Source organism: Nostoc sp., assembly GCF_036919595.1.
GTDB lineage: Bacteria > Cyanobacteriota > Cyanobacteriia > Cyanobacteriales > Nostocaceae > Nostoc.
In genome coordinates, this window is record NZ_JBALCO010000196.1 from 1 (window position 1) to 19,198 (window position 19,198).

The 19,198-nt window shown below is 36.8% G+C and carries 7 protein-coding genes; all 7 read left to right on the forward strand.

All coding sequences use genetic code 11. From position 1 onward, the window contains the following. The first annotated feature begins 554 nt into the window (after positions 1 to 554). On the forward strand, positions 555 to 4,787 hold the full coding sequence (locus tag V7K21_RS29900) for a beta-ketoacyl synthase N-terminal-like domain-containing protein (RefSeq protein WP_335179639.1): 4,233 nt from the start codon (positions 555 to 557) through the stop codon (positions 4,785 to 4,787). Positions 4,788 to 4,876: 89 nt separating this feature from the next. Beyond that, positions 4,877 to 7,258, forward strand: coding sequence for an SDR family NAD(P)-dependent oxidoreductase (locus V7K21_RS29905; RefSeq protein ID WP_335179640.1), 2,382 nt, complete (start codon positions 4,877 to 4,879; stop codon positions 7,256 to 7,258). Positions 7,259 to 7,311: 53 nt separating this feature from the next. Further along, complete coding sequence (locus tag V7K21_RS29910) at positions 7,312 to 14,286, forward strand: beta-ketoacyl synthase N-terminal-like domain-containing protein (RefSeq protein WP_335179642.1); 6,975 nt, start codon at positions 7,312 to 7,314, stop codon at positions 14,284 to 14,286. 65 nt (positions 14,287 to 14,351) lie between these two features. Beyond that, positions 14,352 to 16,007 carry a PfaD family polyunsaturated fatty acid/polyketide biosynthesis protein gene (locus V7K21_RS29915; protein WP_335179644.1) on the forward strand — a complete coding sequence of 552 codons (1,656 nt, stop codon included), beginning with the start codon at positions 14,352 to 14,354 and terminating at the stop codon, positions 16,005 to 16,007. Between the two features lie 106 nt (positions 16,008 to 16,113). Next, on the forward strand, positions 16,114 to 17,973 hold the full coding sequence (locus V7K21_RS29920) for a fatty acyl-AMP ligase (protein WP_335179646.1): 1,860 nt from the start codon (positions 16,114 to 16,116) through the stop codon (positions 17,971 to 17,973). Positions 17,974 to 18,073: 100 nt separating this feature from the next. Beyond that, positions 18,074 to 18,196, forward strand: a complete 123-nt coding sequence (locus tag V7K21_RS29925) for a class I SAM-dependent methyltransferase (RefSeq protein WP_335179648.1) — start codon at positions 18,074 to 18,076, stop codon at positions 18,194 to 18,196. 38 nt (positions 18,197 to 18,234) lie between these two features. After that, a complete protein-coding gene (locus tag V7K21_RS29930; protein ID WP_335179650.1) occupies positions 18,235 to 19,152 on the forward strand; it encodes an alpha/beta hydrolase family protein in 918 nt (305 codons plus the stop codon). Positions 19,153 to 19,198: the final 46 nt, after the last annotated feature.

Genomic DNA, 19,198 nt, shown 5'->3' on the forward strand with positions numbered 1-19,198 from the left:
AAAAAATGCATTTTGGATTATAAACAATTAGCGCTCAATGTTTGGGAAAAAATCAAGAATTACTGAATGTATTCTTAACTATGATTTATCCTGATGTTAATAATTTTCCTTTATTCAAGTAAGTATAATAAATACTTACAGTTGATACTCAAATTGCCAAGGCAGTTGCTATAAGTAAAAAATGCATTTTGGATTATAAACAATTAGCGCTCAATGTTTGGGAAAAAATCAAGAATTACTGAATGTATTCTTAACTATGATTTATCCTGATATTAATAACTCCCCTTTATTTAAGTAAGGTAGAATAAATTTTTTAGTAAAAGATTGTATATGTACAAGATATAAGTGATTAAAAATTTTAAAGATGAGATGTTGCATGGCATTAAAACTCATTAATGAAGCTAACTTAGCTCATTAAAAGTTTGAAAAATTGGATTAAATGGCTATTGTAATTGAAATATATTTACGAATTTAGATAGAAATTCAGTTTAATACTTCTGTTACTAAGTCGTAATTCAGCATTGACTTAAATTAATGTGTTAAGGATACAGATAATGCCAGATAGCACAAAAAAAGTTAATTATCAACTTCAACAGACTCCTGTAGCCGTTATTGGGATGGCCTGTATTTTCCCACAAGCTAGAAATTTACAAGAATATTGGGAGAATATAGTTAGCAAAGCTGATTGTATTACTGATATTCCTGCTTCACGCTGGAACATAGACGACTATTACGATCCCGATCCTAAGACTCCTGATAAAACCTATTGCAGACGGGGTGGTTTTATACCAGATATTGATTTTAACCCGATGGAGTTTGGATTGCCCCCCAATATTTTGGAAGTGACAGATTCTTCACAAATACTCTCACTACTTGTTGCTAAACAAGCGATGGTAGATGCTGGTTATAATGAAGCTAGCAATGCAATTCGTGATCGCACGGGTGTCATTCTGGGAGTTGGAGGTGGGCAAAAACTACTTACGCCACTGACTACTCGTTTGCAATATCCTGTGTGGGAGAGGGTACTGCTAAATAGTGGTCTATCTGAAGCAGAGACTCATCAAATTATTAAAAAAATCAAGCTTGCGTATATTAAATGGGAAGAAAATTCTTTTCCAGGAATGCTAGGTAATGTGATAGCTGGAAGGATTGCTAACCGTCTGGATTTAGGAGGAATTAACTGTGTAGTCGATGCTGCTTGTGCAGCTTCATTAGGTGCTTTGAGAATGGCAGTGAGTGAACTGACTGAATATCGAAGTGAGATGATGATTACAGGTGGGGTAGATACTGACAATTCGATTTTCATGTACATGTGTTTCAGTAAAACCCCTGCCTTTTCCAAACAGCAAAAAATTAGACCCTTCGATGCTGAATCAGATGGAATGCTGATCGGAGAAGGAATTGGGATGATGGTACTCAAACGCCTTGAAGATGCTGAAAGAGATGGCGATCGCATTTACGCTACCATCAAAGGTATTGGAACATCTAGCGATGGCAAGCATAAAAGTATTTATGCACCACGATCTTCAGGGCAGGCTGTGGCTTTGCGTAGAGCCTATGCAGAAGCCGGATTTACAGCATCAACTGTAAGTTTGATCGAAGCTCATGGAACAGGAACTATGGCAGGCGATCCAGCGGAGTTTACAGCTTTAAATGAAGTTTTTAGGGAAAATAACCCTAAAAAACAACATATAGCATTGGGAAGTATCAAATCCCAAATTGGACATACTAAAGCTACAGCCGGTGCAGCCAGTCTAATAAAAACTGCTTTAGCTCTACACCATAAAATACTGCCGCCCACCATTAATATCACCAAGCCTCATCCGCAACTGCAAATTGAAGACTCACCTTTTTATTTGAATACGGAGGCTCGGCCTTGGCATCGGACTGCAAACGAGCCTTTCAGAAGAGCAGGTGTTAGTTCTTTTGGCTTTGGTGGTACTAACTATCATGTGGTCTTAGAAGAATACAAAGGCGAACAAAATCGCTCTTATCGTTTACACCACAACCGTAATGAAATTTTATTGTTTGCCGATGACCCACAACAATTGCAAACTCGATGTCAGACAGTTCTGCAACAGCTACAATCTATAGCTAAAGAACAGCACTACGCAGAACTCGTTGATGCTTGTAAAACGTTAGCAATTCCCTCTAACTCTGCTAGATTAGGATTTATTGCTGAATCTGTGATAGAAATTTGTGATTGCTTGCAAATTGCGATTAATTTACTTGTAGAGGAATCAGCAGAGTCATGGGAACATCCCCAAGGCATCTACTATCGCGAAAAAGGTATAGATCCTAAAGCAAAAATAGTTGCTTTGTTTTCAGGGCAAGGTTCTCAGTATTTAGAGATGGGTAAGGAATTAACCTTCAATTTCCCAGTACTCCATCAAGCCTATGCCCAGATGGATAGCATCTTGCTTAAAGATGGATTATCACCTATTTCTGATGTTGTATTTCCTACTCCGGTTTTTGCCCAAGCTCAAAAAGATGCTCAAATGGCAACATTGCAACGTACTGAAAATGCTCAGGCTGCAATTGGTGTTCTTAGTGTTGGTCTATATAAGATTCTGCAACAAACTGGATTCAAACCTGATTTTGTGGCAGGACATAGTTTTGGGGAACTCACAGCTTTGTGGTGTGCTAAAGTTTTGCAAGATGAAGATTACTTTTTCTTAGTCAAGGCTAGGGGACAAGCAATGGCATCTCTTCCCAGTTCTAATGTTGATACAGGAAGTATGCTGGCTGTCACCGGTGATATTAGCAAATTGCCGAAACTAATCACCCATTTTTCACAAATTATAGTTGCTAACTGGAATTCCAATAGTCAGGTAGTATTGGCTGGAACTAAATCAGAAATTAGCAAAGTTCAGCAGGTATTGAACAAACAAGGTTATTCCTGCATTTTACTTACTGTTTCTGCGGCTTTTCATACTTCTCTTGTTAGTTACGCTCAAAAGCCTTTTGCCCAAGCAATTAAAACTGTCAAATTCAATCAACCTCAAATTCCTGTCTTCTCTAATGTCACAGGAAACGTTTATCCACAAAACCCAGAACAAATTCGTCAAACTTTAATAGATCATCTTTTAAAACCGGTTTTGTTTAAGGAGGAAATTGAAAATATTTACGCAGATGGTGGCTACTGTTTTGTAGAATTTGGATCAAAGCAGATTCTGACAAACCTAGTCAAAAATATTCTGGGCAAAAGACCGCATTTAGCAATAGCGTTAAATGCTCAAAGTCGCCATCAATCCAAAGATAGTGATCGCATTTTCCGTGAAGCAGTTATACATCTACGGGTCACTGGATTAGCTCTGGGCGAACTCGATCCTTATCAAGTGGAACAAAAAGTACCTGCTCCTAATCCCAAAAATAGTTTAACTGTACGTTTAAACGGCGGTAATTATGTCAGTGAAAAAACCAGAAATGCCTTTGAAAAAGCTTTGCAGAATGAAGATAAAATTCAATCTCCGATTCAACTAAAACAAGATACACAAAAATCAGAATTAAAAACCAGTGGAGAATCTTCAGGTGTTAACGGTAACAGTAATGGCCAGTCTACAAACGAGAAACATCCACGACATAATCAAATACATGAAAACGGACAAATAGCCACTGATAAGTCCCATAAGCCTTCTCAAACTCAATCTATAACCTCTAAGCACGCAGTATCAATGTTAACTCAATCTACACCATCAAAAGTTCCCCAAGAACTACCAGTTGCTTCTTTGCAAAACCAGTCAGTTATCGAAAGTTTTGAGCGCATGATCATGCGTTTTTACGAACATCAAGCTGAAGTATTACGTGTTCAAGAACAATATATAAAGAATCAAGGGGAAGCTTCCCAAAAATTTCTACAGTTGATGCAACAACAGTATCCTGTTTTAATTACAGAAGAGACTAATGACTATTTTCAGAAAAAACAATTGATTGATTTTCATGCTAACTCCTTATTAAAAGAGCAAGAAAAAAACATCAATCTCCAAAAAATTACAAATAAATCAAACATTGATACAACCACTATCCCTTATCCAAAGCTGGACTTAGCCTCTACTCTAATAACTACTTCAATAAATGTCGTTGAGTCAATCTCAGAAAATGCTTCTAATCAAAGTCAACCGCTGATTTCCAATGACCCAGAATTTCAGAAAGTAGCAATTTCCTCACAATCACCAGCTATTGATTTGGAAATTTTGGCTCAATCTCTCTTAGAAATAGTTAGTGATAAAACAGGTTACCCAACTGAAATGTTGGAGTTAAAGATGGATCTGGAAGCAGATTTAGGTATTGATTCCATCAAACGAGTAGAAATCCTTGGAGCAATGCAGGAGCTATCTCCTGATTTACCCTCATTAAATCCTGAAGAACTATCAGAACTGAGAACTTTAGGGCAAATAGTCGAATATATAAATAATACAACTTCAATTCCAAAAACAATAGGAAATGAGTTGGTGACCCAATTAGAGAAAGTAGAATCATTAGCACAAAAAAGTGATTTTATTGTAACATCAGATTTAGAAGTTTTGGCTCAATCTCTCTTAGAAATAGTTAGTGATAAAACAGGTTACCCAACTGAAATGTTGGAGTTAAAGATGGATCTGGAAGCAGATTTAGGTATTGATTCCATCAAACGAGTAGAAATCCTTGGAGCAATGCAGGAGCTATCTCCTGATTTACCCTCATTGAATCCTGAAGAACTATCAGAACTGAGAACTTTAGGGCAAATTGTAACCTATGTAGGCCAACAGTCATTGACGGCTGAAAAAAAAACTTTAATCAAAATATAGAAATCTCGAAAACATCTCTAACTCATACAATTCAACGGGGGTGGGCGAAACTACAGTATTTACCCACTCCAGATAAATTGGATTGCACTTTGAATCAACAGTACATCTGTTTGCTGACTGTAGATGGTAGTCCAATTAGTATCAAGTTGGCTCAGTCTTTAACCACACAAGGATGGAAAGTGGTATTACTCAGCTTCCCAAAATCAGTTGTTAGCGATCGCCTCTCACTACCAATAGGAATAAATCATGTAAGACTATCAGATATGAGCGAGGAGCATTTACAACAACAGCTAAAAGCAATTTTTCAAGATTATGGTTCTATTGGCGCGTTTATTCATCTAAGTCCCATAACTACAACAGCTAGTACAGCCAAAGCTATTCTTAAACATGTTTTTCTGATAGCAAAACACCTGAAAAAGTCCCTTAATGAAGCAGCTAAACAAGGACGTAGTTGGTTTATAACTGTATGTCGTTTAGATGGAAATTTGGGCATCGGGGGAAACTGTGATTTTAGTCATATTCATGGAGGTCTGTTTGGGTTGACAAAAACCCTCAATCAAGAATGGCAAAAAGTATTTTGTCGAGCAGTAGATATTAGTACTGATATCATTCCTGAAATTGCCGTCCAGTCAATCATTGCTGAACTATATGATCCCAATCGATTAATGTTGGAAGTTGGATATAGTTCTCAAGGACGTACTACTATTGTTAATGAGAATTATGCAATTTCTGGCAATTCAAAAATTAAAAATCATATTAGCCAAAATTCTGTATTTCTTGTGAGTGGTGGGGGACGTGGAATTACAGCTCAATGTGTTATTAAATTAGCCAAAGTTTTTCGATGTAAGTTTATTCTGCTTGGTCGTTCATCTGTGAATCCTGAACCTAACTATGCAAAAGGTTGTAGTGATGAAATTAATTTGAAAAAACGTATAATCGAAGATATTTATGCTCAAGGAGAAAAACCTACACCTACTAAGGTAAATACTTTACTTAAAAGTATTGTTCAAGGGCGCGAAATTAGAGAAACACTATCTAAAATTGAGCAGTTCGGTAGCCAAGTTGAATATATTCGTGCTGATATCACTATAGGCCATTTAGTCCCAGAAAAAGTAGCAGAAATTGCAAAAAAATTTGGCAGAATTACAGGTATCATTCATGGTGCAGGTAATTTAGCTGATAAGTTAATTGAGCATAAAACAGTACAGGATTTTGAGGCGGTTTATGTACCTAAAATTTTAGGTTTGGAAACACTGCTCAGTTGTGTTGAGATAAACCAACTGCATCATTTAGTTATATTTTCATCTGCTGCTGGATTTTATGGGAATATTGGTCAATCTGATTATGCGATCGCCAATGAAATTCTTAACAAATTTGCTCACCAATTTAGACATCAATATCCAAACTGTCACGTTATTTCCTTTAACTGGGGTCCCTGGGATGGGGGTATGGTAACACCAGAAGTAAAACAAATTTTTGCCCAACGCAATATAGAAGTAATTCCTATTGAAGTTGGAACTCAAATGCTTGTTGAGGAGTTAGCATTTGGCGATCGAGAGAAAGTACAGGTACTAGTTGGTGGTTCTCTTGCTAACATACATAGCTCATTATATGAGGAAATACAAACTTACAGTATCCGGCGCAAATTAACTTTAGAAGCCAATCCATTTTTGCTAGATCATGTAATTGGAGAACATGCCGTATTACCATTTACTTATTCCATAGCCTGGATGATTAATACTTGCGAACAATTATATCCAGGTTATAAATTTTTCAGTTGCAGTAATTGTAAAGTTTTGAAAGGGATTGTTTTTGATGAGAATTTAGCAAATGAATACATTGTGGATTTGAAAGAAGTTAACAAATCTCTAAATAATGAAATAGAATTAGCTGTCACTATATCGAGTGAAACGACACTAGGAAGACTACGATATCATTACAGTACACAAGTTAAACTTATGTGTCAAATTCCTAATACTTATATATACGAGGCATTTGACAAAAATGAAGATGAAAAATGTGTAGGTTGGTCACCTTATAAAGATGGCACATTATTTCACGGATTTGGTTTTCAAGGTGTTAAACGAGTTTTAAATATTAGCTCAAAAAAAATTACACTTGAATGCATGAGTTTAATAACAGATATTGAACAATTTGGTCAGTTTCCAGTACAGAGCTGTAACCCTTGTACAGCAGATGTGCAAAATCAGGGTATGTTGATTTGGGTTCGCCATTTTTATCAAGCAGCATGTTTACCTTTAAAAGGTTTGTTTTATTCACATTTTCAAGATATTCCATTAGGGAAAATATTTTATATTTCAATAGAGGTTTTGTCTAGTAATAATACTAGTTTTAAGGCTAATATCATATCCCACGACATTAATGGACAAGTTTACTCACAGGTGTTCGGTGCTGAAGCAATTATCAACAAACAACTAAATTCTTTATTCATTCCGGCTGAAGATAGATAAAGAGGTTTAATGAAAATTCTTCTAAAGTATGTTAACCCTAATAAAATCTCATCATGACATCTATTGCAATTATTGGTCTATCTTGTCTTTTTCCAGGTGCAGACACTCCTGAAAAATATTGGCATAATTTAGTTAAACAAAAAGATTTGACCTCTTTAGCAAATGAAGATCTAATGGGTGTAGATGCAAATCTATTTTACGATGCAGTAAAGGGGAAACCTGACAAATTTTATTGTATGAGGGGTGGCTATATTCGGGATTTTCAGTTTGATGCCACTGAATATCAAATTGCTCCGGCAATCCTGACAAGTTTAGATAAAATTTATCAATGGTCTCTTTATGTCTCAAAACAGGCTTTGCAAGATAGTGGTTATTTAGAAAATCGCTCTGTTTTGTCAAACTGTGGTGTTATATTGGGAAATCTTTCTTTTCCTACTAGATCTTCTTATCGACTTTTTGCACCTATCTATCACAAGGTAATTAATTCGGCTATTCAAGAGCTTTTACAAGATAAATCCTTCCATTTGCAGAAATTACCTAGTAATTTATCTCCTTTGAATGGTAGGTCATCTGGATATCCAGCAGTATTGATTGCTCAAGCATTATCTCTTTCGCGAATCAACTTTTCTTTAGATGCTGCTTGTGCTTCATCGCTATATGCAATCAAACTAGCCTGTGATTACTTGTTATCAGGCAAAGCTGACTTAATGTTAGCAGGTGCAGTTAGCTGTGCTGACCCGCTGTTCATTCATCTAGGATTTTCTATCTTCCAAGCCTATCCCGAAAATGGTGTGACCCGTCCCTTAGATAAATCATCGGCAGGACTAATTGCCGGAGAAGGGGCTGGAATGATAGTACTGAAGCGATATGATGATGCACTTCGAGATGGCGATCGCATTTACGCTACCATTAACGGTATTGGTTTATCTAACGATGGCAAAGGAAAATCCGTCCTCAATCCCAACCCCAAAGGTCAAATTTTGGCTTTTGAAAGAGCCTATACGAATGCAGACATCAATCCCAATAGTATTGACTATGTAGAGTGTCACGCCACAGGAACACCTATCGGAGACATCACAGAACTTAATTCTATGGATGCCTTCTTCAGTAGACATCAAGCCTCGCCACTGATTGGTTCTGTTAAGTCAAACTTTGGTCATTTGTTAACTACCGCAGGTATGACAGGGTTAATCAAAGTGATTCTCAGCATGAACAAAGAGGTAATTCCGCCAACAATTAACTTGATTGAGCCTTTAAGTTCGGATAATGGCGGAATTTCAGCAAACCAAATTGTGAGTTCAGCCATACCCTGGCCAAATAACGCCTCTATTAAACGTGCAGCAGTTAGTGCTTTTGGTTTTGGTGGTACAAATGCTCATTTGATCTTAGAGTCATCAAAGAAAGAAAATTCAGATTTAGGCTTGACAACAAATAACATAATTAAACCTATTTCAACGACTTCTAGCCAAAATCGTTTAGCGATCATAGGTATGGAAGCCTGCTTTGGCTCCTGTGAAAGTTTAGATACTTTTGATCGAACAATTTACGAAGCTCATCAACATTTTATCCCTGTTCCGCCTCAACGATGGAAAGGAATCGAATCACAACCTGAATTACTCAAAGACTACAATTTTGTAGATGGACAAGCTCCTCATGGAGCCTATATTCAAGATTTTGACTTTGATTTTCTTCGCTTCAAAATTCCACCTCATGAGGAAGAACAATTGATTCCTCAACAGTTATTAATGCTAAAAATTGCTGATAATGCTATTAAAGATGCAGGAATAAACGAGGGAGAAAATGTTGCTGTAATTATAGCAATGGGAACAGAACTAACATTACATCAAGGTCTTGGGCGTATTAATTTATCTTGGCAAATTCCAGCCAGTTTACAACTAGGAAATATTGGTTTGTCATCTCAAAAAATTGCCGAGTTGGAAACCATTTTTAAAGATAGTCTCTTTTCTCGACCACGAGTCAGTAACTTTACTAGCTTTATAGGTAATCTTATGGCAGCTAGAATTTCAGCTCTGTGGGATTTTTCAGGACCAGCATTTACCGTTTCTGCCGAGGAAAATTCAGTTTTTAAATCCTTAGAAATAGCTCAAATGTTATTGACTCAGGGCGAAGTAGATGCAGTTGTAGTCGGGGCTGTAGATTTAGCAGGCGGTTTTGAAAATGTACTGTTACGCCATCGGCTAGCACCTGTGAATACGGGAACTCATACATTAAGCTATGATGCTAACGCTAATGGCTGGATGGTTGGAGAAGGCGCAGGTGCAGTTGTTCTAAAACGTTATGAAACTACTCAACAACAAGAACGAATTTATGCCATTATCGATGCGATCGCCTTAGTGCAAAATAACACTGAAGGTAAATCTCTGGAATCAGTTCAACAAGCTTGTCAGCAAGCATTTCATCTTGCAAACATTCAACCTCAAGATATTGGTTACTTAGAAGTTTTTGGTAGTGGAATTGCTCAAGAAGATGCTGCTGAAATCACAGGGTTGAATTTAGCATATAGACAACATAAAGAATTACAAAATAAAACTTTAACTTGCTGTATCGGCAGTATTAAAGCTAATGTGGGTCATACATATGCCGCTTCTGGCATGGCCAGTTTAATTAAAACTGCTCTTTGCTTATATAATCGATATATTCCTGCCACTCCCCAATGGTCTAAGCCTAAAAATTTAGAAAATTGGCAAAATAGTATTTTCTATGTTGCTAGTGAGTCAAGAACTTGGTTCTTAGATGAAGGAATATCTAAAAGAATTGCTGCTATTAATGGACTAGGGTTAGACGGTACTTATGCTCACTTGATTATCTCGGAAGAAGCAAGCCAAAAAGATCGGCATAGTAAGTATTTAGAACAAACTCCTTTTTATCTTTTTCCTTTGGCTGCTGATGATCAACCCGCTTTGCTTGCACAGATTTATAACTTAAAGCAGCAGATAGAAAATACCCTCTCTTTGTCAAACATTGCTAGTCAAACCTATCAAAATTTTCAGCAGACTGTTCAAGCTAATTATAAGTTAGCTATTGTTGGTCATAATCAACAGGAATTACTCAAAGAAATTAGCTTGGTTATTCCCGGTATTAGTAAAGCATTTCAGCAAAAATCTGAATGGAAATCTCCGTTAGGTAGTTATTTTACTGCTAATCCTTTAGGGAAAAAAGGGAAAGTTGCTTTTGTTTACCCTGGTATGGGTAGTGCTGATATCGGACTAGGAAAAGATATTTTTCGATTATTTCCTCAACTTTATGAGATTTTCTCAAATTCAGTGCCTAATGTTAGTCAGTCACTGTGTGAAAAGCTCATTTATCCTAGAAGTTTAACTAAACTTTCAGAAACAGATAAAACAACAATAGCAAAACATTTTTTTAATGACGGGGTAGCTATGTGTTTGAGCAGCGTTAGCTTGTCATTCTTATATACCTTAATTCTCCAAGATTGTTTTCAAATTCAACCTGAAGTTGCTTGCGGATATAGCTTGGGTGAAGCCAGTGGAATGCTGTTTTCTTTGGGAGTATGGAATAATCAATGTCATTCTTATGCAAGTAGTACAACTGCTGCTATTATGGCATCACCTTTGTTTAGAACTCAGTTGTGTGGTTCTTGTGTATTAGCTCATCAATTTTGGAGATTACCTTTAACTCATCAAGAAAGAAAAGACAAATTTTGGACATCTTATCTGCTCAAAGCACCAGTATTAGAAGTTTTAGAAATATTAAAGCAAGAAAATAAAGTATATGTCACTTTTATTAATACTGCTCAAGAAGTAGTAATTGCCGGAAATCCTCAATCTTGTTTGAAGATAATTAAAAAGCTAAACTGTCATTATGTTACTATTAATTTTGACAGTGTATTACATTGTGAAATTGCACAATTTGTGTACAATGACATAGTTAACATGCATACCCTCCCTATTCAAAAGATCCCCAAAATTGAGTTTTATTCGGGAGTAACGGCAGAAAAATTAATTGTTAACACTAACTCTCTTGCTCATAATAGTGCAAAACTTTGCTGCCAAACAGTAGATTTCCCACGATTAATTAATCGAGTTTATCAAAATGGAGTAAGGATTTTTATTGAGGTAGGAGCAAAAAATAACTGTTCTAAATGGATTAATGATAATCTTCAGGAATCAGAACATGTAGCTATGTCGACTAGCATTAAAAGTATTGATGACCATACTAATATAATCAGGCTTTTGGCAAAAATTATTAGTCATGGTATTTCTGTGAATTTATCCCATCTTTATAGCCCATTAACAGAAGCAGATTTTACAACTAAATCAATTCTTAAAAAAGTTATATTGGGAGGGTGCAATATTTATAGCAATATTGTAAATGCGGAAAACTCAGAAACATTTAAAAATCAAATAATATCATTGCCTAATTATAATTGTATTTTTGTCAAAAACACCAAATCTAAAGCTATGAACTCACCGTCTATTTTATTTAATTATCAACACTTTTTGAAAATAATTAAGTTGCAGATTTCTGGATCTCAACAAATGCGTAATAGGAACTTGACTGCACAAGAAAATATATATGAGGCCGAAACAATCGCGCTTCCTTTAAAAGCTCCAATTAATGCGTATACTAAGTCCTCTAATATTGTCTGGGATAAAGCAGATTTGCTAGAATTTGCACAAGGTAATATAGCCTCTGTATTTGGTCAAGATTATGAAATTATTGATTCCTATTCTCGGCGAGTTAGATTACCTACGCCTCCTTATTTGTTAGTAAGTCGAGTTACTAAAATAGATGCAGAGAAAGGTCGTTTTCAAGCATCTTCTATAACCACAGAATATGATATTCCTCACAATGCCTGGTATTCTATTGATGGTCAAATTCCCTTATCTGTAGCTATAGAATCTGGTCAATGTGATTTATTATTAATTAGTTATTTAGGAATTGATTTTGAAAATAAAGGCGACTTAATTTATCGTCTTTTGGATTGCACTCTAACCTTTCTAGATGATTTCCCGAAAGAAGGCGAAACTTTACGATACGACATTAAAATCAACTCATTTGCAAAAAATGGCAATAATTTACTTTTTTTCTTTAGCTATGAGTGTTTCGTTGGCGAAAAAATGGTTTTAAAAATGGATAGAGGCTGTGCCGGATTCTTCTCTGACCAACAATTAAAACAAGGAAAAGGTATCATTTTTACAGATAAAGAAATAACCCAGAGAAGCCAAATTAAAAAACAGTATTTTGAACCATTGCTAGTTTGCCAAAAGTCAACCTTTGATGAGTCGGATATATTGCACCTTATTGAAGGTGATATTGCTGCTTGTTTTGGCGACCACTATTGTCAATATGGTTCAAATTCATCTCTGCGTTTACCACCCAAAGCCATCCTCATGATTGATAGAGTGATCTCAATTGAACCTACGGGAGGAGCTTGGGGTCTAGGTTTCATAATCGGTGAAAAAATTCTTGACCCAGAACATTGGTATTTTCCTTGTCATTTCAAAGATGATCAAGTAATGGCGGGTTCTCTGATGGCAGAAGGCTGTAGTCATCTGCTGGAATTCTATATGCTGTATTTAGGATTGCATACATATACTACTGATGCTAGGTTTCAACCCATTCCAAATCTGCCGCAGGTAGTGCGCTGTCGGGGACAGGTAACTCCAACATCTGCAAAATTAATCTACCAGATGGAAATTACCGAAATTAGTTTGACACCAAAACCTTATGTTAAATGTAATGTCAGTATTATCTTACACGAAAAAACAATTGTTTACTTCCAAAACTTAGGTTTACAATTATCCGAAAAGAATCCTGAGAATTTGATTCATACTAAACATTTAGTAAAATCAGCACCTATAAAATTAAAGTTAAAGTCCCCAAAGCCTGCTTTGTTAAATGAAGAGCAAATCCAAGAATCTTGTACAGGTTCGCTTTCCAAATGTTTTGGTTCAGAATATAAAATTTATGATGCAGGTACAGTAGTAGTTTCGCGGATGCCTAACACCCATCTCCAATTAGTGCATCGCGTCTTAGAAGTACAGGGACAACGCCATCAATTAACAAAAGGATCATCAATTGTTACTGAGTATAATGTTCCTTTAGATCCTTGGTATTGTCGTCAAAACTCTTCTGAGGCAATACCATACTCCATTTTGATGGAAATTGGTCTTCAACCTTGTGGTTTTTTATCTGCCTATTTAGGAACTACATTATTATATCAAAATCAAAGTTTGTGTTTTCGGAATCTGGATGGACAAGGACATCTAATTAAAGATATAGATATTCGGGGTAAAACAATTACCAATATATCTAAATTACTTTCCTCAATAAATATGAAAGGTAATATTCTGCAAAAATTTGAATTTAAAGTAGCCTGTGATGGGGAGGTATTTTATACGGGAGACGCTTCATTTGGCTATTTCAGCCCTGAAGCTTTAACCAATCAAATAGGCTTAGATCGTGGTCAGGATGTTCGACCTTGGTATGAAACAAAAAATAATCTAAAACTGCCAGAAATCCAGATTGATTTACGCACTCCAAAAAGTCGAAATAAATATTACCAAATCCAGCCTTATCGACCTCACTATCGTTTAGCAAAATATGAATTAGATGTATTGAATGAATTGAAAATTATTGTAGGTGGAGGAAACTATAACCAGGGATACATCTATGCTCAAAAGGAAGTTAAACCAACTGATTGGTATTTTAAGTGTCATTTTTATTTAGATCCAGTGATGCCTGGATCTTTAGGAGTAGAGGCAATTTTACAAGCTCTCCAAGCCTATGCTTTACATCTTGATTTAGGAAAGCAGATGAAATCACCTCGATTTGTACCTGTTATGGATCACCAGGTGGTTTGGAAATATCGGGGGCAAATTCCTCAGACTCAGACATTAATGTATCTAGAAGTCCACATTTCTAAAATTGACGTTACTGAAGAAAAAATCACTTTAGTTGGAGACGCTAGCTTATGGAAACCAAATCTGAGAATCTATGAAGTTAAAAATGTGGCAATTTGTTTAGTTGAATCAGGTTTTTAAAATCTGAAATAACGGAACAAAAAAATACAAATCAATTCATCCATTTTGCAATTAAAAATATCACAATGACAACAATACCCTTAAACTCTCAAAAAAATGGACTGAGGTTTGACTACCAACCAAATGTTCAAAATCCAGTATGGAAAGGCTCATTCGATTCAATTGCTTTTGATAATGAAGGTATCAAATCTAAATTACTCAACTTGGAATTACCTTGTTATTTTGTTATAAAGCAAGGTCAACTTGGGGTAACAAATGAAGGATATTTAGTCGAACCTAATAACCATAAATCTGAGATAATTGATACTATAACAGCTGTTCCACCTCTAGTACCTCAACAATTAGGCGATCCAAGTTTTCAGGCTTTTCATGGAGTTAAATATGGTTATGCCGTAGGTGCTATGGCTAATGGTATTGCTTCAGAAGAATTAGTTATTAGTTTAGGAAAAGAAAAAATTCTCAGTTCCTTTGGTGCCGCTGGGTTAGTTCCAGAGCGTATTGAAAAAGCAATCTATCGTATTCAGAAAGCATTACCTAATGCGCCCTACGCTTTTAATCTGATTCATAGTCCTAGTGAAAATGCAATTGAGCGCGGCGCTGTTGATTTATATCTAAAATATGGTGTTAAAACTATTGAAGCTTCTGCTTTTCTAAACTTAACTTCCAACATTGTCTATTATCGAGCAGCTGGTCTTAGCCTCAATTCTGAAAATAAAATTGAGATTAAAAACAAAATTATTGCCAAAATTTCTCGCTCTGAAATTGCTACAAAATTTTTAGAACCTGCACCCGAAAAACTCCTCAAACTACTAGTTTCGCAAGGTTTAATTACTGAATTACAAGCCAATCTAGCAGCACAAGTACCAATGGCTGATGATATTACTGTAGAAGCTGATTCTGGCGGTCATACAGATAATCGATCCTTAGTTTGTTTACTGCCTTCGATTCTCAGACTCCAAGATGAGATTCAAGAAAAATACAATTATCAAACATCTGTGAGAGTTGGTGCTGCGGGGGGAATTGGCACGCCACAGTCAACACTAGCTGCATTTATGATGGGAGCTGCCTATGTGCTAACTGGTTCAGTTAATCAATCTTGTATTGAAGCAGGGGCATCTGTACATACAAAAAATTTACTTGCTCAAGCAGATATGACAGATGTAATGATGGCACCAGCAGCAGATATGTTTGAAATGGGTGTAAAACTACAGGTTCTCAAACGGGGAACTTTATTCCCCATGCGATCGCAAAAACTTTTTGAATTTTATAAAGCTTATAATTCAATTGATGAAATTCCTAAAATAGATAGAAAGGAATTGGAAAAACAAGTTTTTCAAAAAAGTTTAGAGGAAGTTTGGCAAGATACTGTAGTTTATTTTTCTCAACGCGATCCAGAACAAATTACTAGAGCAGATAATAATCCTAAACGTAAAATGGCGTTAATTTTTCGCTGGTATTTAGGACTTTCTTCTCGCTGGTCTAATTTTGGAGAACAAGGTCGAGAAATGGACTATCAAATCTGGTGTAGTCCAGCAATGGGTGCTTTCAATAACTGGGTACAAGGCTCCTATCTTGCTGAACAAAATAATCGGCGAGTTGTTGATATTGCCGAGCATCTTATGATTGGTGCAGCCTATTTATACCGATTACAAAATTTAAAATTGCAAGGAATATGCATGCCTACACAATACTGGCAATATTATCCCAAATTTTCCAATTAGATTATTAATTCATCGCCAAAACAGGAGTAGTATTAAAGCAGCTGTTAAAATCAAAAACGTTACTAATTAGTTTCAATCACAAGTGACTTCGTTTAAAGCAAATCTTATGGCAGATTATGGGTCTGGTTTAAAAGATACTTTACTTAATATCTCAACTTTAGTTGACCTCCTACGCTATAGAGCTATCTATCAGCCTAGCAAAACTGCTTATACTTTTCTTGTGGATGGAGAAACGGAAGAAATCAGCATAAATTATCAAGAGCTAGAGCAAAAAGCTAAGAGAATCGCTGCGTATCTGCAAACCTTAAATGCCAAAGGTGAACGAGCATTACTGCTTTACCAGCCTGGTCTAGAATATATAGCGGCCTTTTTTGGATGTTTGTATGCGGGAGTTGTAGCTGTTCCTGCTTATCCACCACAATTTAATAAACCCATGCTTCGGCTACAAGCGATCGTGGCAGATGCACAGGTAAAAGTTGCCCTTACTAATACATCCATCTTGATAAATGTAAAGGAGCAATTTCTACATACTCCAGATATAGCAGCTTTGCATTGGATAGCTACAGATACTATTGCTGATGATGTTATTGATAAATGGCAACAACCACTAATTAATAGTGACACACTAGCTTTTCTCCAGTACACTTCCGGCTCTACGGGGACACCTAAAGGAGTAATGGTTAGTCATAGCAACTTGCTACACAATTTGTCTTTGATTTACCAATGTTTTGAGCATCAACCTCATAGTCAAGGTGTAATTTGGTTACCGCCTCATCATGATATGGGGTTAATAGGGGGCATACTACAACCCCTTTACGGTGGCTTTTTAGTCACACTGATGTCGCCAACAGCCTTTATCAAGAAGCCTTTTCGCTGGCTACAGGCAATTTCCCACTATAAAGCTACTACCAGCGGTGGACCTGATTTTGCTTATGACCTTGCTTGTCGTAAGATTACTCCAGAACAAAAAGCAACTCTTGACTTGAGTAGCTGGGATATTGCTTTTACCGGAGCTGAACCCATTCGGGCAGATACTCTAGAGCTTTTTGCCACTACTTTTGAACCTTATGGGTTTCATAAAGAGGCATTTTATCCTTGCTACGGGATGGCTGAGACAACCTTAATTGTGTCGGGGGGTTTGAAGGGAGCAGCGCCAATTATTTGTCCAGTGAAAGGAGCAGACCTAGAGAAAAACCGAGTAAGAACTGCTTGTGGAAAGCAAGAGGATGACCGATTGATCGTTGGTTGTGGTAAAAGCCAACTAAACCAGAAAATTGTGATTGCCGATCCTCAAACCTTAACCCTTTGTCCTCATAATCAAATAGGGGAAATCTGGGTATCAGGGTCGAGTGTTGCTCAGGGTTATTGGCATCAACCGTCCCAAACTATAGAGACTTTTAATGCTTACCTTGCAGATACAAAAGAAGGGCCGTTTCTGCGAACAGGTGACTTAGGATTTTTACAGGACGGTGAACTGTTTGTCACCGGTCGCCTCAAAGATTTGATTATCATCTTCGGTCGCAATCATTATCCTCAAGATATAGAGATGACTGTAGAAAAATCTCATCCAGCAGTGCGTATAGGCTCTGGAATAGCGTTTTCCGTCGATATCGTAGGTCAAGAAAAGCTTGTAGTTGCTCAAGAAGTAGAGCGTAGTTATCTTCGCAAGCTCAATGCTGACGAAGTGATTAAAGCAATTCTGCAAGCTGTCTCACAACACCATGATTTACAAGCTTATGCAGTCTTACTACTCAAAACTGGAAGTTTACCTAAAACTTCTAGTGGAAAAGTTCAACGCAGTGCTTGTCGGAGGGAATTTATTGCCGGAACCTTAAATATAGTGGCAGATTGGTGTGTCAATCCTCAGCACAAAATTAAATTCCGCTCTTTAGAAGTGGAAGTAGAGAGCTTATGGCAAAAATTGCAACCAGGTCAGCATTCAGAAAAAGTCTCAGAAAGCGTATAGTGCTGCTTTTAGACCAGATGAACTATCAACTTAAGATGCTGCTCTTGGCAAATAGTGAACAAGATTTACAAACCCATTAAATCAATTGAAGGATCTTACTTTGTCTACACAAGCAGAAATTGCAGTTTCTTCTGATATTTCTAATGATTTTTTTCGATTATGGTTAGACAAACGCATGATTTACACATGCGCTTTGACTGAAATAGGATTGCTATATCTTTGAAGCGTTATTCTGGTGTATGTGACATACAAGTATTTGATATGAACCAGGTTAATTATATAAAGCAAACAGTGATGTTTTCCCAAAGATTTCCCTCAGAAAAAATTGCAATTATCGCAGCAGATGGACGCAAGTTATCTGCCAGATGGTGGCAGGGAGCAAACGCTTTTGAACACAGTGTAGTCTTTATTCCAGCATTCGCTGCTCCGCAGGCTTACCTCCACTGCTTTGCTGGTTACCTAGCTCAACAAGGATGGGGAGTTATGACCTTTGATTATCGAGGTATAGGCGCATCAAAAGACGATCAACTAGACTCCTTTGTGACTCTTGATGATTGGGTAAATCTTGATATTCCAGCTGCAATTCTTGAAGTCAAACGCAGAACCAGAACGCGTTTTTTGGGGGCGATTACACACAGTGTAGGAGGTCAGTTATTAGGGCAAAGTCCAGCTTGCCAATCTATTGACGGTGCTTTGTTTATATCTTCTCAACGGGTTATCCCCAAGTTATTTGAAGGGATATCTCGCCTGCGAATACACTACGCATATATGGTTTTCCCGATTTTAATTCGTATATTTGGTTACTTACCGATTTCAAAGTTCACTTTACCACAACCATGTCCAAGCAAAGCGCTATTGCAATGTATGCGATGGGGACGAAGTGGTATATTCACAGACATAAATGGTACAAACGTTGAAGATCGATTTGCTGATTATAAGAGTCCTTTAATTATGCTTACCATTTCAGATGATTATGACTATGCCTCTGTTGCTGCCGTCGAAGCTTTAGCAAGTCTTTATGTGGGAGCAACTGTACGTCATGAGGTTATTAATCCTCTGGATTATGGACTTGAGAGGATAGGACACTTTGGCTTTTTTCATCGTCGAGCGCCGCAGAAGTTGTGGTTTCAGGTTGAAGGATGGTTAAAGCAACTCGTCTCAGAACACTCTTTAATCTAAATATCACAAGCTTCATTTGAATTTGAGCAATTTTATATAGGTATAA

Bases quoted from the DNA above. Each gene is read 5' to 3' on its own strand.
- V7K21_RS29900 (WP_335179639.1), top strand. From the start codon at position 555: ATGCCAGATAGCACAAAAAAAGTTAATTATCAACTTCAACAGACTCCT.
- V7K21_RS29910 (WP_335179642.1), top strand. From the start codon at position 7,312: ATGACATCTATTGCAATTATTGGTCTATCTTGTCTTTTTCCAGGTGCA.
- V7K21_RS29915 (WP_335179644.1), top strand. From the start codon at position 14,352: ATGACAACAATACCCTTAAACTCTCAAAAAAATGGACTGAGGTTTGAC.
- V7K21_RS29920 (WP_335179646.1), top strand. From the start codon at position 16,114: ATGGCAGATTATGGGTCTGGTTTAAAAGATACTTTACTTAATATCTCA.
- V7K21_RS29930 (WP_335179650.1), top strand. From the start codon at position 18,235: ATGAACCAGGTTAATTATATAAAGCAAACAGTGATGTTTTCCCAAAGA.